The sequence below is a fragment of the Lactobacillus paragasseri genome, from assembly GCF_003584685.1.
GTDB classification, from domain to species: domain Bacteria; phylum Bacillota; class Bacilli; order Lactobacillales; family Lactobacillaceae; genus Lactobacillus; species Lactobacillus paragasseri.
Window position 1 is genome coordinate 1,791,650 of the sequence record NZ_AP018549.1, and the last position, 13,826, is coordinate 1,805,475.

Sequence of the window (13,826 nt, forward strand, 5' to 3'; positions counted from 1 at the left end):
CCTACTTTCTTTGCAATAAACATAAACTTTCATGATAACGTTTAAGGATTTTTGCTTTATTCTTTTTATCAAACAAGGCTAAATCGATTGCTTCATGAGTTAAAACCATCGCAGCCCAAACTTGAGAGTTCAAATTTAGAAAAGCATCTTTTTGCTTCTCATCTTCTCCTATAAAGGCTTGATTTTGACTAAGGTGCAATTTAATTAAATCAAAATAAATACTATTTTCTGTCTGATCAATAAAATTAACAGTCATCTTATAAAAAAATTCTGGGTCAAATTCTTTTAGCCTTGTTGGTGGTCCCATATGGACCTCTTTCATTGCTAAACTATAGAGATAACCATATGCATCTTTTAAATCTCCAAAATATTTATAAAATGCTCCCCTAGCAATACCTGCATCCTTTACAATCCGCGCTACTTGAGCCTTAGCTAAAGGATAAGTACTAAATTCTTTCAAGAGTGCCTGTGCAATTTTTTGCTTTTTTTCATCCGATAGATTTATAAATGTTTCACTAACCATATCATTTCCTCTTGTGACACCGTGTCATTTTTAATACAGCTTAAGTTTATTCTTAAAGTGACACCGTGTCAATATTTATGAATAAAAAGATCTCATGCCCTCTTTCTGCATGAGATCTTAATTATGCTAAAACTCGATTATAGTAAACTAAAGTACCAAATTCTTGGTTAATATCCAATTCTGCTAGTCCACAATTTTGCATTTGATCAAAGCACTTAATATCACCATTAGTTAAAAAGTGAGCACAAATCATTCTACTTACCACACCATGGCAGACTACTAAAACTGTGTCAGTTTAATGCTTTTGGTACAAATCATCAAAGAATGAAGCAATTCTTCGTCTGAAATCTTCTCGTTTTTCAACGTCTGAAGCATACTTATAAATATTATCGGTAATTAGACCTTTTTTATTAAAAGCATCTGGATACTTCTTCCGATATTCAAACGAAGATTTTCCATCCCAAGAACCATAATTTAATTCTTCAATTCGCTTATCGGTTTTGATTGGAGTTTTATTACCTACAAAAATTCTGGCAGTTTCTTGCGCTCTTTTTAAAGGACTAGCATAAACTGCATCAAATTGACTAGGATCAAAATTTTTAGCTGCTTTTTCTGCATAAGCACGCCCTTCTTCGCTTAGATCGGGATCAACGCTTGATCCTTGAATCATCCCTTGCTTGTTCAATTCAGTAGTTCCATGACGTAAAATTACTACTCTCATAAAATCTTATTACCTCTTAGTTCCGTAATATAAAGGCTCTGTCCGATTAAATGTCATTAACCGTGGTCGCTCAATATCATCTTTTTCAAAATGAAGTTCAGTAAAACTGACATTTCTGACTGTCATTACATCTTCAATTTTTAGTTTAAACCATCTAGCTATTAAACTCCTAATTACAAAACCATGACAGACAACCATAATCGTTTTGTCATTAGAATATGGTTGAATTTCAGCTAAAAATTCTTCAACTCGATCAGCTACCTGCTCAAAAGTTTCGCCATTTTTAGCATATTTTGTATATTTGCTATTGATGGTTCCTAAATCATCAAATGCATCTGGATATTTTACCTTCAATTCTTCCGCATGTTGACCTTCCCATGAACCGAAATCCATTTCTTTAAGCCGATCATCAGTAATAATATCTTTTTGAAAATCAGTTAAAATCTGCGCCGTTCTTTTAGCACGAATTAAGGGACTAGCATATACTTGGTCAATTTTATTATTATCAATTATTTTACTTACTTCTTCTACTTGTTTCACGCCAGCTTGGCTTAAGTTAGGGTTACTAGTACCGCCGGAGATTACATCTGAAGTATTGTGCTCACTAACTCCATGTCTCACTAATAACAAATCCATATCATCACAATCCTTTATTTACTATTCAAGAAAATATTATACTAAAGATTCATTAAGCTACTAAATTATCTCACATGTCAGACTATAATGAAGTTAAAGAAAAAGAAAGTAGGCATTTATATGGCAACAATTACAATTGAGCGCGATGGCTTGAACTTAGTTGGAACTCGTGAAGAACCTTTTGGAGAAATCTATGACATGGCAATTATTTTTCACGGTTTCACTGCTAACCGCAATACACTCCTTCTAAAAGAAATTGCTGATGAACTACGTGACGAAAATATTGCTAGTGTGCGTTTTGATTTTAACGGTCATGGTGATTCTGATGGAGAATTTGAAAACATGACTGTTCTAAATGAAATTGAAGATGCTAATGCAATTTTAAATTACGTTAAAACTGATCCACATGTACGTAATATTTATTTGGTAGGGCATTCTCAAGGTGGTGTTGTTGCTTCAATGCTTGCCGGACTCTATCCAGATATTATTAAAAAAGTAGTCCTTTTAGCTCCAGCTGCTACTTTAAAAACTGATGCTCTCAAAGGGAGTACGCAAGGCGTAAAGTATAATCCGGACCATATTCCAGATCGCTTACCATTTAAAGATCTAACATTAGGCGGTTTTTACTTACGCGTTGCGCAACAATTACCTATTTACGAAGTATCAGCTCACTTTACCAGACCAGTCTGCTTAATACACGGTACAAATGACACAGTTGTCTCCCCCGATGCCTCAAAAAAATACGATCAAGTCTATGAAAATAGTACTCTTCACTTAGTTGAAGGTGCAGACCATAGCTTTACTGATACTTATCAAAGAACTGCAGCTGATCTAACTGCAGAATTTTTACAAAATAGTAATACTTTTTAATTATAAGCAAAAAGAGAAATCGACACCGATCTCTCTTTTTTATGCTTCAATAGTCTTTTTGAACTGATCACCAGCTAATTGGCGGTAGTAATTTGCTTTAGTTGCTTGATAATAAGGAGTAAGCCAGAGCCAACCTAAACCTAACGGAATAGTAGCTAAAATTGCCCAACCAATAAAACTTAAATCTAATAAGAATAACTCACCCTTATGACCATCCATTAATTTGCGGCTTTCACTAATTGCTTCAGTTGGTGCAATATCTTCGCCGGCTTCAGCCAGATCCTTAACAATGTATGGTGCCATTGAATAAGAATATCCTTTAACAATTCCTGGGATAATTAAAAGAATTGTCCACAAAGAAATAAAAATATTAACGAGCAAAGATGTTAATAACGTTGGCAAAAACTTACGACTAGTAAATCCAGAAAACATAGCGCTAAAAATATTTTCAATCTTTTTACCATCTGCTAAGGTTAAAAACGTATAGGTAACACCATATAAAACCATTCCGCCTAGAATTCCAACGCTAAAGGAACTAGTCAAACTAGCCATAATTGCGCCAACCAAACATAAACCAACTGCCCAGAACCAATTACCACGTAATTGTTCTTTCGCATTTGATTTTAACTCAGATCTTTTCATTTTTATTCTCCCCAAAATTAGATATAAGAAGAATTTAGCATTTATCCATATTAATTACAAGTGTTTTTTAAAGACGTAGGTTTCTTTGGAAGAATCTGCTGCAGAAAATAGATAACCAAAATCAGAAAATTTTTTCAAATCTTCTGGATCATTAATTTGTTCTTTAGCCATAAAACGCACCATTTCTCCACGCGCCATCTTCGCATGAGTAGCACTTTGACGCCATTTTCCATTTTTATTCTCTAAAAACTTAATTGTGATCATTTTTTGACCATCTTTTAAATACGGAGAAATCAAACGTGAATACTCTAAAGATGCTAAATTAATAACAGTTTCTGCATTATTAAATAGTTCTTGATAAGGTAAGTCTCCCCAAAAATGATACAAACTATAGTCTTTAAATCCTGTCATTTGCGTTTTTAATTCTAAGCGATAGGAAATCACACCATCAAATGGTCTCAAAATACCGTAGAATCCCGATAAAATACGTAAATGATCTTGAAGATAATCTAATCCTTCTTGAGGTAAAACATCTCCAGCCAAATATTGATATTGAATCCCTGAAAATGCCAAAATCGCTGGAGTCAGATTTCTATCAAGCTTACTGATCAAAAAATTCCTTTGATTTGCTCGGACAATATTATTATTTGCTCTCCACAAATTTTGTAACTGCTCGAAATCTCTAGTCTTCAAAAAATCTAACAATTCTTGCGTCTTGTTTAAAAAAGCAGGCTTAGATCTAACTAAAAAAGTGTCTTGATCAACTTTCATTTTCTTAGCAGGAGCGATAATTATTCTCATATTATCTGACATTAGCAACCACGATAAATAAAATAATTAAACTAATAACTGCTAAAATAGCAGAAATAATTAATTCCACTTTTCTCTTTTTCTTATCTTGCGGATTAGCTGCAATGTACCTAGCACTAGCTGCCACGCTAATAAACAAGAACATAATGAACAGCCATAAAAACAACCCAATAATATTTGGTAATGCCCAATAAATTTGTAAAGAAACTAAAACTGCCAACACTAACGTACTAATAATTAAGCCACGCAAAAAATTAACATTTTCATGCTTATGATAATGAAGTACTGTTTGATAGCCAAAATATACGATAAAACCAATTGTAATATATAAAATAATGTTGAAAATAACCATTTTTTTCCCTTCTATAGTCATCTTAATTATACGTGAAACTATTTTGCTTTGCTTAAAATTTCTTTTCCACTTATAATCAATCTTGAATACGACATAGAAAGCGAATAATAAAATGTGTGAAAAAGAAGATTTAAATATTGGGCTTGTTTTGCAATATCAAGTTGCTCCTAAAGGTACGATTAATGCCGACGCTCTGGTACGCCATGCACGCGACTTCGGTTTTAGAGGAGTAAGTATTAAAGATGGCGACGACTCACAAGTGGCTGCTTTACAAGATGCTTGTCAAAAATATGCAATAAAGTTTTGTCAAAAACGTCCAGCAGAAAAATTAATCTCTCCTGACGTATTAGCTAAATTAATTGCTGCTCGTCTAGATGACATGAATATCTATTTTGAAGTTAAATTAAACCAAGATGGATCAATTAATAACGAATCAGAGCCAGCAATTGAAACTTTGCGTAAGTGGATTGATCGCTTCGGTCATGCATATTATGAAAGCCGTGCTGACCACGAAATTAAAGCAGATGAAGATAATGTGCACGTCTTCTACAATGCGATTGCCAAATATCAACGCTATATTTTTATTCATATTCCACTTGAAGATAGCATTGAATTAAAGCACGTTCCTCATGTTGAAGAAGCAGCTTGGATTGATACTCGAAACGAAGTAGAATTTGATCAAGATGGTGACCATTTGCATTTAAAGCTGAATCGTAAAGCTGATAGTGAAAAATTTTCTGTCTATGGCTTACGTCTCCAGCTCCACCGTCCAGAAGATGATTTAGGTAAAACTGAATATTAAAAAATAAAGAAGATATCACGAGCCAATTTTGCCAAGATATCTTCTTTATTTTCTTTATCTATTAATTGAACGTGCCATTCGAGAAATCGTATGGTTCATCCCTCTAATCGTCTTACTTAATTCAAAAATAGTCTCAGTAGGCGAAACTACTCCCCAGGCTGCATCACCAATATGTTGCACGTCAACGCCGCAGATTTTATTTTGTAAGGCAATATCATGAACAGTTTGAGCACCAGAACTTTCCTGACTAGTTCCGATTGTACTCATCACTAATCCTCCATGTTCATGAACCATTTTTACTATTTTGATTAATTCTTCGCTAGTAAAACCTGGAACTGTGCCAACAGCTGGAACTAAAATCACGTCTGCTCCTGCATCTAGAAAAGCTTTAACTGATTCTTCATTAGCAACTGGTTCATCTACTCCAGCTCCATGCATTTTTCCGGCAATAATCAATCCTGAAAAGTTTTCCTTAGCTGTTTTTACAGCTTTAGCAATCATTTTATTAGTTACGCCTGTACCAGGATTTCCAGTAAAGCAAACAAAGTTAAATCCAAGCTTTTCGGCAGCTTTTATTGAGTCAGCCGTTGCAGTCCTACCTAATGAAATTTGTAATTTTGTCGATTCCATCTTTGCACTATTATCGACAGGCTCTAGATTTACTCCAATTGGTCGACCTGTTAGTTTTTGAAGTTTCTTAACTGTATCTTCTGGCTTGTCCACTGTTAATCCACTTACTTTAGGGTTCAAAGTATCGAATAAATTCAATAAGATTAAATCAGCCCCAAAAGCAGCCGCAATTTCTGAAGTCGTCAAGCCATCAATTGCCGGCTCAATAACTACATTTTCACTTAGTACAGTTCTACCTTCACTAGCTTTGATGCTTTGTTTTAATTCTGCACCATTCATCTTTAAAATTTCACTGGCATTTGCACTTATAATTCTAGTAACCATTTCTCTAGCCTCTTACTTTTTTCAACCAATTGACGTTTATTGAATGCTGCCATAAATGGGAAGTAAATCAAAATATTGGCGTAGCAATAACTGGTATATACCCATACTATCATGAAGCGCTTTCGTCAGGCAATATCAAAATAAAGTTTAATAACTTATTCGCATAACTCCGATTATCTTCAAAATCTTTAATAGTTTCATTTAATTCAGCAAGTTGATCGGTAATAATTCCATTTACATTGTCATACATCATCTTCATCATCATATTTGGGGTATTAACCGTCCAAGCATAAACAGGCTTGTTCTGTAATTGCGCTTGCCAAATAAAGTCATTATTTAAAGTTGAGTATTCCATAGAGTATCCATTGGCCACGCTTTGAGGATAGGTGAAATTATATGGCTGAATATATAAAACAAATAACTTAGGATTAATCTGATGCAAACCTTCAATCACTCTATAGTCTAACGATTGAACTTGATATTTTCGTTTAATAATTAATTTTCCATATTTCTTATTAAAATTCTGAAGCATCTTAGGCGAATCATTTGGCGTTGTCTTAACTTCAATCAACAATTTTTGTTTTATTTTAGCAGCGGCTTTTAAATACTGATCAAAACTAGCAATTTTGGCCTGATGTCCATCTTCATGAAGCGTAATTCTAGTTAGTTGCTTTAAAGTTAGATCTTTTGGCGTTTTATTAATTCCAGCTAATTGTTTTAAATTTTCGTCATGCATAACTACGAATTGCTTATCTTTTGTTTCATGTAAGTCAATTTCTACATAATCTGGATGAAGCTTGGCCGTCTTTTTCAAAGCTGGAATAGTATTTTGTACGCCATTTTTATTACTTACTCCGCGGTGTGAAATGGTAAGCGGACGCTGCATATCGATTTCTTTTAAATATAAAACATTGTTTGCACCAGCAGCAAGTGTAAAAACTAGCATTAAACATAAAGCTAGCATTTTTAGTTTTATTGTTTTTTTAACTTTACTTTGAAGCTTAAAACTCTTTAATGGCGCCACCACAATTAAAAGTGAAACAACGCTAATCCAAATTGCAACTAACTCACTGACTAATTGAACCAGTAAAAGATTAAATACAGCAAAGCTAAAACTGATATTTCTCGGCAAATGATCTAAGCCTAATTGGCAAAGATAAATTAACAGATTAAAAATCAATAAAATTATACTTACACTAAGCCCTAATACTAACAGGCGACTCAGGATCTTCCACCAATACTTATGACTAGTTAATTTCCAACTTTCCTTCATAGCAAGAAAAGTCTTTTTTCTTTGATAGATCATAATTGGAAGCGTCAAAATAAGACGAATACCCAAAATGAAAGCCAACAAGTAAAAGATTATTAATCCACTAGCAAGCCAAATATTCCGTGTCATAAAATCTAAAATAAATTCTGGAATTTGAACCTTAGCTAGTAATGGTGTTCGATAAACTAGATCAGCAAACGGAACAATTAACAAGAAATACACTGCTAGTAGCAAAACTGAACTAATTCGAACTGATCGATATGATTGCCATAGTTCTTTAAATAAGGCCCTCAATGAAAATCTTCCCTGAGAAATTTCCCTAATTCCTAATAATATCAGTGAAAATTCACCATAAATTACTAGAAGTAAAACAATCAATTCAAGAATTAAACAGAGAAACATCAAAGTGTGTGTACTGATAATCGTAATAATATTTTGATATGAAATAAACGGAATTGCGCTAGCTTTTAAAATAGCTGTAGTAAGATACCTAAAAAGCGGAATAATAAGCACCTGCGTAAAAAGATCAATTCCAATAAATAAAGCTATATATTGAAGCCAATATTTTCTGAAATTATTAGTATACTTATTTATTTCTTGAAAAATATTCTTCAAAAATCTATCCTCCATCGTTATGTTCTTGTTGCTATTGTATCCTTTAGAGCATAAAAATAGGAATCCTAATTCTCCCCGGATTCCTATTTTTCAATCTTAGCAGTTTTTACATGTGAAAAGATCAACTTACTTAATTCTTGGAAGAATAAACGATCTTCTATATCTCTTCCCTTATAACTACTTAATACAGTACAAAATACTGGTGCTTTCTTAGTCATAAACGCACAAACTTCATGACGCGCCCGCCTATCTCGACCCAATTTATTGTAGGTAAGAATATTATCACCATAAAAAGTTAAATCAGTTGGAATAGTATGATTGCTTAAGGCGTTACGAATCAATGCACAGAATGGATTTTGAGTGGTCATCAAATGAGTAATTAGTTTATCAACACTAGTGGCTGTACATTCATTATCTTGCCCACTAGCTGAATAACGCATTAATTCTCTTCCTAATCTTAAACCAGGATAGTTTTTCTTTAGCCACTCATCAATTTCATAAATATCAAATTTTTCAATTAATAAATTAGTAGCCACATTATCTGTTATCGCACTAGTTAAGTAAACTAAATCTCGAACACTCCAATTAGTGCGACGCAGATCCCCAATAATTCCGGCACCTCGTACCCGTGATAGATCAGTGACTTCCATTTCTTCATTCACAATTTCAGGATTGTTTTTCCACTGGTCCTCAATATATGCAGCAATCGCAAGGTCAATCAAACTTCCTGCTGGGAAAACCTTCTCAGCTTGATGTTGATACATTACTTGGTCGCCATATTTAACAATTACACTTGCATCGATATCATACTGTTGGATGATTTCAGTAATTCCATCCTTTAACATAAAGCTATCGCCTTCCTTATAGAATTAGACAAAACTTAACTTATGTTATCTTATATATTATGTCAGTAGTTTTATTTATAAAATCATTTTAAAACTTTTTATTATCCTGCCGCAAGATAGCTGCAAATATTCAAAGAAAAAAGCTGCTTAAAGCAACTCTTTATTAGCTATTTACAATAATTATTTAATATAATAATGGAATACCGTATTATTCATTTAATTGTTTTAATTGATTAGTTATTAATTCCGTTTCTCTAAATCTTTCTTCTAATCTTGGTAGTTCCTGGTTAATTGTTGCTAAAAATAAAACACTTGAAACAAACATCTCAGAAAAAAGTGAATTAATAGCCCCTACTCTGAGTAGCTTTTCATCAGTTGATACACCTAATACAACATCTGCGAGCTCGACTAAAGGAGACTGACGTGAACGTGTAACGACAATAATTGGAGTATGATTTTTACGAGCTTGATCCGCCATTAACAATATTTCCTGCGTTAATCCACTATAAGAAAAGATTACTAAAGCATCCGTAGAATGCGAATAGCAAATTCGCTCTAAGGCAATATGAATATCCTGATTAAAAACCACATTCTTATCACTACGAATAAATTTATAATAAAGGTCTTGGGCTGGTAAACTTGAAGCCCCTACTCCAGCTAAATAAATTCGATCAGCATTCTTCAAGAAATTAATCGCTTGATTCAAGGCAAGCCCATCAATTAAATGAGCTGTCTGCTCTGTATTTTTCTCAATACTTGATAAAAGTTTCTGTAATACAATATGTGGATTATCATGATGATCCACAATTGGATCAATAGTTTCTTCGTTGTCCTGCGGCGTATCTTGAGCTAATTGAATTTGAAAATCCTTAAGCCCTTTAAAACCAAGTTGCTGACAAAACCTAATCATTGAAGCAGCGCTGGTTTTAGTCATCTTTCCTAGTCCTTGGGCATCTTCTTGTAAAAATGTTTTAGGATGGGCCAGTAAGTAATCGGCAATCTTCTTAGATGCCCCTTTAAAGTTAGGATAATTATTTAAAACTTTTGTTGATAAATCCATAGTGTACCTCTTTTTCTAATACAACATTTTAAGGTACTGAAATATTATTTCAAGACTTTTGCACAAAGTTTAATAGCCTATTGGCTTCTCTTCTTAATGTCTGATTATCATTACATTCAGATAATTTATAACCTACAAAATATGGTGGGGCATAAAATCGTGGAATGATCTTGCAACAGATTCCGTCTTCATTGGGATAGAAGAATAGATTATAAGAATCGCATCGACCGCCATACATTTCTTCTAAAATATATCGCACGCCGTTTTGAATCCAATCTGCCCAAGAGTTTAAGCCACTGTTTTTTAATAAATTGATATTTATTTCCTGAAATCCTTGTATAGGGTGAGTTGCAAAATTAACATCCATATTATTTGTTTCAAAGACCTTAATTCCAGTAAAATTATTGGCATGAATATACTTATAGCCGTCTTCTTTATCTAATCCTACAATTTGCATATGTGGATGCGATAAGGATCCATTAGACTTGGGACCAAAATTTTTATACCAAAGGACTGACTCAAATTTGCCACTTTGCCGCATTTTATTGAAACACTTCAAGGCAAATTTCATCAATTCTCGGTTATATTCTTTTGAATAGTTGCTTACATCCCCATCATGGTCATCAGATTCAATCAGTACTGTCTGTTTTGTATCTTTCAATGTTGGGAATCGGTTAGCTAGCCAAATCATTGGTCCATTTATTTGATAGATATCGGTTAAGTTATCAACATCGCAAAAAGGGCAAGTATTATCTCTTTCAGCATTAAAACTGGACGGCTTATCTTTAGCTATTGCAAATTCAAATATAAGTGGATCGTTATTCAAGTTTTTACTCCTCTCCCTAAAAAACATTTGCACTTCAGTCCCTACTCTACTATAATAATCTATGAAGGCGATTAAAGCGCTTTCATATAACATTTTGTAGCTTTCCTTAACTTTACTCTTTCGGTCACTTTTCCGAAAGAGTTTTTTGTTTGCTTAAGAAAGTACAACTCCTAGCTCCTTAGCCTTAGCATCTTGAATCAAACCTGCTATTCGATCAGAAACATGATCATGCTCGATATCAATTGCATTTCCTAGTTTAAAATCAATAGCAATTTTTACTAAATTTAGATATGCATCTTCACTATCCAGTTCAGTTTTTCCGCCGAATTTTTTACTGCGGAAAGTAATTAAAATCGGCGTTTTATCCATAATCGTCTTAACCTTATTGGCTACTTCCAGCAGTCTGTTCATTAAGACTACATCCTTAAAATAATCAATTCTCCATTCCATCATTTCGGGCTGGAGTTTTTTTATTTCTTGCGCCTGTTTTATTACATCCTCTTCACTTAATCCTTTATTAACTAATGTCAAAAAGGTTTGATCATTCACTGCTACTTTTTTCTTCTCAAAACTCATCTTTTTTCTCCAAATAAAAAATTGCTACCTAAATTATAGTAGCAATTTTATTTTCATTCATTAAAAATTATCTCGTTTAATACTACGGATAATTGCAATTACAAATACCAAAATACTACATCCCATTCCAAAGTAGGCCATATAACCAACACTAAACATTTGTCCAATTTGAGCCGTATTAATTTGGTGATTAATCGCAAATTGATTAGCCCATTGATGAATTAAAGTTGGAGTCAAAATGAACAAAACTGTTGAAATACCAGATCCAACCAGCATGGCACGACGTGAATAGGGTTCTCTAAAGAATTGAGCTAAAACACAAATTGCAGGTGCGACCATTAAAAGAAAGGTCCAAATCATAATCCATCTACCTGCAGAGTCATTCATAAATTGACCACTATTGGCAGCATAACGATATGTTCCCCATAAACTGCCACCCAATAAGTTATCAAGTAACCCAACTGCATTTGCTCCTTGAGCAGCATAAACATTATTGGTACTAGCAGCTGCACCTTGCAACATTTTTAGCATATCTTGCGAGCCAGTAGTTTGAAAATTAATGGTTACAACTTGCCGCATATAAGTAGATAAAAACATAATCATCGATGCTCCCAGCTGCAGTGCCTTGAGTAAATGAAGCGTCTTATTTCCACCTAATTTAAACTCTAAACTAAGAGTACGGTCAGGATTTTTACTTTTGACAATAATAAATACACCTGCAATTGCCACAACGATTAAAATTGCAAGACCAAGCCACCACTTAGTCATAATAAAGATAATTGCCAAGACGATTAAGGTTACTGAAACATACGGACGATTTAAGAATAAATCCCAAACATTTACCTTACCGTGACTTGCTAAACGTTGACGATATTCTTCTCTTGTTAAGACATTTTGATTTTTTTTATCTTTAGAATCTTGTATTTTGCTCATTACTCTCAACCTTTACCTTATTGTGCTAATCAATATTAGCATGTTACACCATGTTCCGCATTAACTTTTTAAGAAAATTAACCAACTTAAGCAGATCGTGACATTTGTCTTTAAGGCACTATGCTATAATATTACTATTGAAAAGTAAGAAGTAAGTTCAGGATTGGGATGACTATGTGAGCAAATCACACGCTTATAATTTGCCAAATGGATGGCATAAAACATTCTATACACTTTGGCTAGGCTGTTTTATTACTGGTTTAGGGTACTCAATGACGATGCCCTTTATTTCCTTATTTATGGCTGAACTGGGTCACTATAATAAACTACAATTGAATTTATATTCTGGTCTAGCTTTTGCCATGACTTTTATTGCCCAAGCCATTATTTCACCTTATTGGGGAAACTTAGCTGACCGCAAAGGTAGAAAATTAATGTGCATGCGTGCTGCTGGCGTTATGAGCTTAACCATATTTATTACTGGTCTTGCTCAAAGTGCTTTCTTTATTATTTGTATGCGATTCTTACAGGGACTATTTTCTGGCTATATCAACAATGCCACTGCTTTAATGGCAAGTGAAACGCCGCATCAACGTAGTGGTTGGGTAATGAGCCAAATGATGACTGCGGGAACGGCTGGTAATTTAGTTGGCCCACTAATTGGTGGAGCTTTGTCTAGTGCCTTAGGTTACAGGATTCCTTTCTTTATTACTGGCGGACTAATGTTTTTAACATTTTTAGGAACGTGGTTATTAGTAAAAGAGGACTTTACTCCAGTTTCTCGTGAAAAGATGAAGCCAATGGGAGAAATAATGCATGGTTTACCTAATGTTAAGTTAATCATCATTATGTTTGTAACCACAATGATTGTTCAGTCATCAACTATGTCAATTGATCCCATCGTTTCTTTGTACGTAAAATCTTTAATGCCCCACAGTAACAATATTGCCTTGATTGCCGGTATTGTTGCAGCTACACCAGGGCTTGGTACAATGCTTTCGGCTTCTCATATTGGTCATTTAATGGATCATATTGGAGCTGAGAAAGTTCTGCGTTGGGGATTACTGATTGCAACAATCTTGTTTATCCCGATGACTTTCATTCCTAATGCCTGGTCACTAGCTTTCTGGCGATTTCTTTTAGGTATTGTTAGTGCTGGATTACTTCCTGCTGCTCAAACAGTTCTAACTTTAAATGTTCCACCAGAAGCATTTGGTAGAGTATTCTCTTATAATCAATCTTTCCAAGCCGTCGGGGCTGTCTTAGGGTCTTTACTCGGTTCAACAATTTCTGGTATGTTTACTTATGAATGGGTATTTGCAGCAACTGGAATTACGCTATTGATTAATTATTTAATCATGCAACTTTCCGCTCACCATCAAAATGCCTAA

15 protein-coding genes and 1 pseudogene are annotated in these 13,826 nt (G+C 34.0%); 3 read left to right on the forward strand and 13 right to left on the reverse strand.

The genetic code is table 11. The annotated features are described in order from the left end of the window. Nucleotide 1: 1 nt before the first annotated feature. The 3 genes and pseudogenes from LpgJCM5343_RS08735 to LpgJCM5343_RS08745 form a co-directional block, all read right to left on the reverse strand. Nucleotides 2-523 (reverse strand): TetR/AcrR family transcriptional regulator, encoded by a 522-nt coding sequence (locus LpgJCM5343_RS08735; RefSeq protein ID WP_020807095.1) that lies wholly within the window; start codon nucleotides 521-523, stop codon nucleotides 2-4. A 121-nt stretch (nucleotides 524-644) separates the two neighbouring features. Continuing rightward, nucleotides 645-1,244 (reverse strand): annotated as a pseudogene (locus LpgJCM5343_RS08740) (histidine phosphatase family protein). 9 nt (nucleotides 1,245-1,253) lie between these two features. After that, nucleotides 1,254-1,880 carry a histidine phosphatase family protein gene (locus LpgJCM5343_RS08745; protein ID WP_003652157.1) on the reverse strand — a complete coding sequence of 209 codons (627 nt, stop codon included), beginning with the start codon at nucleotides 1,878-1,880 and terminating at the stop codon, nucleotides 1,254-1,256. A gap of 120 nt (nucleotides 1,881-2,000) precedes the next feature. On the opposite strand from LpgJCM5343_RS08745, the gene LpgJCM5343_RS08750 reads away from it, so the two are divergent. Beyond that, nucleotides 2,001-2,750: an alpha/beta hydrolase gene (locus LpgJCM5343_RS08750; RefSeq protein ID WP_162496243.1), complete on the forward strand. Its 750-nt coding sequence runs from the start codon at nucleotides 2,001-2,003 to the stop codon at nucleotides 2,748-2,750. A 39-nt stretch (nucleotides 2,751-2,789) separates the two neighbouring features. On the opposite strand, the gene LpgJCM5343_RS08755 is transcribed toward LpgJCM5343_RS08750, so the two are convergent. Genes LpgJCM5343_RS08755 through LpgJCM5343_RS08765 form a run of 3 tightly spaced genes read right to left on the reverse strand, consistent with a single transcriptional unit; the run spans nucleotide 2,790 to nucleotide 4,554 of the window. Next, nucleotides 2,790-3,392 (reverse strand): DUF975 family protein, encoded by a 603-nt coding sequence (locus LpgJCM5343_RS08755; protein WP_020807099.1) that lies wholly within the window; start codon nucleotides 3,390-3,392, stop codon nucleotides 2,790-2,792. Nucleotides 3,393-3,446: 54 nt separating this feature from the next. Further along, on the reverse strand, nucleotides 3,447-4,205 hold the full coding sequence (gene yaaA / locus LpgJCM5343_RS08760; RefSeq protein ID WP_101891071.1) for a peroxide stress protein YaaA: 759 nt from the start codon (nucleotides 4,203-4,205) through the stop codon (nucleotides 3,447-3,449). Further along, a complete protein-coding gene (locus LpgJCM5343_RS08765) occupies nucleotides 4,195-4,554 on the reverse strand; it encodes a hypothetical protein (RefSeq protein WP_003646643.1) in 360 nt (119 codons plus the stop codon). The genes yaaA and LpgJCM5343_RS08765 overlap by 11 nt, the downstream gene beginning before the upstream one ends. A 112-nt stretch (nucleotides 4,555-4,666) precedes the next feature. Between LpgJCM5343_RS08765 and LpgJCM5343_RS08770 the strand changes: the two genes are divergently transcribed. Further along, complete coding sequence (locus LpgJCM5343_RS08770; protein WP_020807101.1) at nucleotides 4,667-5,356, forward strand: hypothetical protein; 690 nt, start codon at nucleotides 4,667-4,669, stop codon at nucleotides 5,354-5,356. A gap of 54 nt (nucleotides 5,357-5,410) precedes the next feature. Here the strand turns inward: LpgJCM5343_RS08770 and LpgJCM5343_RS08775 are convergent, their stop codons facing one another. The 7 genes from LpgJCM5343_RS08775 to LpgJCM5343_RS08805 form a co-directional block, all read right to left on the reverse strand. Beyond that, a complete protein-coding gene (locus tag LpgJCM5343_RS08775; RefSeq protein WP_101884496.1) occupies nucleotides 5,411-6,310 on the reverse strand; it encodes a DUF7916 family protein in 900 nt (299 codons plus the stop codon). Between the two features lie 109 nt (nucleotides 6,311-6,419). Then, nucleotides 6,420-8,210, reverse strand: a complete 1,791-nt coding sequence (locus LpgJCM5343_RS08780; protein WP_101891072.1) for a glycerophosphoryl diester phosphodiesterase membrane domain-containing protein — start codon at nucleotides 8,208-8,210, stop codon at nucleotides 6,420-6,422. A gap of 68 nt (nucleotides 8,211-8,278) precedes the next feature. Then, nucleotides 8,279-9,040, reverse strand: coding sequence for a serine hydrolase (locus LpgJCM5343_RS08785; protein ID WP_020807103.1), 762 nt, complete (start codon nucleotides 9,038-9,040; stop codon nucleotides 8,279-8,281). Between the two features lie 208 nt (nucleotides 9,041-9,248). Continuing rightward, nucleotides 9,249-10,100 (reverse strand): MurR/RpiR family transcriptional regulator, encoded by an 852-nt coding sequence (locus LpgJCM5343_RS08790; RefSeq protein ID WP_003649915.1) that lies wholly within the window; start codon nucleotides 10,098-10,100, stop codon nucleotides 9,249-9,251. Nucleotides 10,101-10,149: 49 nt separating this feature from the next. After that, complete coding sequence (locus LpgJCM5343_RS08795) at nucleotides 10,150-10,926, reverse strand: DUF4931 domain-containing protein (RefSeq protein WP_162496244.1); 777 nt, start codon at nucleotides 10,924-10,926, stop codon at nucleotides 10,150-10,152. Between the two features lie 153 nt (nucleotides 10,927-11,079). Beyond that, a complete protein-coding gene (locus LpgJCM5343_RS08800) occupies nucleotides 11,080-11,502 on the reverse strand; it encodes a type I 3-dehydroquinate dehydratase (RefSeq protein WP_101891074.1) in 423 nt (140 codons plus the stop codon). A 60-nt stretch (nucleotides 11,503-11,562) separates the two neighbouring features. Next, nucleotides 11,563-12,435: a hypothetical protein gene (locus tag LpgJCM5343_RS08805; RefSeq protein WP_003649912.1), complete on the reverse strand. Its 873-nt coding sequence runs from the start codon at nucleotides 12,433-12,435 to the stop codon at nucleotides 11,563-11,565. A 176-nt stretch (nucleotides 12,436-12,611) separates the two neighbouring features. Here LpgJCM5343_RS08805 and LpgJCM5343_RS08810 point away from each other — a divergent pair, with 176 nt between their 5' ends. After that, nucleotides 12,612-13,826 (forward strand): MFS transporter, encoded by a 1,215-nt coding sequence (locus tag LpgJCM5343_RS08810; protein ID WP_003649911.1) that lies wholly within the window; start codon nucleotides 12,612-12,614, stop codon nucleotides 13,824-13,826.

Bases quoted from the DNA above. Each gene is read 5' to 3' on its own strand.
- yaaA (WP_101891071.1), bottom strand. From the start codon at position 4,205: ATGTCAGATAATATGAGAATAATTATCGCTCCTGCTAAGAAAATGAAA.
- LpgJCM5343_RS08780 (WP_101891072.1), bottom strand. From the start codon at position 8,210: ATGGAGGATAGATTTTTGAAGAATATTTTTCAAGAAATAAATAAGTAT.
- LpgJCM5343_RS08785 (WP_020807103.1), bottom strand. From the start codon at position 9,040: ATGTTAAAGGATGGAATTACTGAAATCATCCAACAGTATGATATCGAT.
- LpgJCM5343_RS08750 (WP_162496243.1), top strand. From the start codon at position 2,001: ATGGCAACAATTACAATTGAGCGCGATGGCTTGAACTTAGTTGGAACT.
- LpgJCM5343_RS08745 (WP_003652157.1), bottom strand. From the start codon at position 1,880: ATGGATTTGTTATTAGTGAGACATGGAGTTAGTGAGCACAATACTTCA.
- LpgJCM5343_RS08790 (WP_003649915.1), bottom strand. From the start codon at position 10,100: ATGGATTTATCAACAAAAGTTTTAAATAATTATCCTAACTTTAAAGGG.
- LpgJCM5343_RS08775 (WP_101884496.1), bottom strand. From the start codon at position 6,310: ATGGTTACTAGAATTATAAGTGCAAATGCCAGTGAAATTTTAAAGATG.
- LpgJCM5343_RS08770 (WP_020807101.1), top strand. From the start codon at position 4,667: ATGTGTGAAAAAGAAGATTTAAATATTGGGCTTGTTTTGCAATATCAA.
- LpgJCM5343_RS08755 (WP_020807099.1), bottom strand. From the start codon at position 3,392: ATGAAAAGATCTGAGTTAAAATCAAATGCGAAAGAACAATTACGTGGT.
- LpgJCM5343_RS08805 (WP_003649912.1), bottom strand. From the start codon at position 12,435: ATGAGCAAAATACAAGATTCTAAAGATAAAAAAAATCAAAATGTCTTA.
- LpgJCM5343_RS08735 (WP_020807095.1), bottom strand. From the start codon at position 523: ATGGTTAGTGAAACATTTATAAATCTATCGGATGAAAAAAAGCAAAAA.
- LpgJCM5343_RS08800 (WP_101891074.1), bottom strand. From the start codon at position 11,502: ATGAGTTTTGAGAAGAAAAAAGTAGCAGTGAATGATCAAACCTTTTTG.
- LpgJCM5343_RS08765 (WP_003646643.1), bottom strand. From the start codon at position 4,554: ATGGTTATTTTCAACATTATTTTATATATTACAATTGGTTTTATCGTA.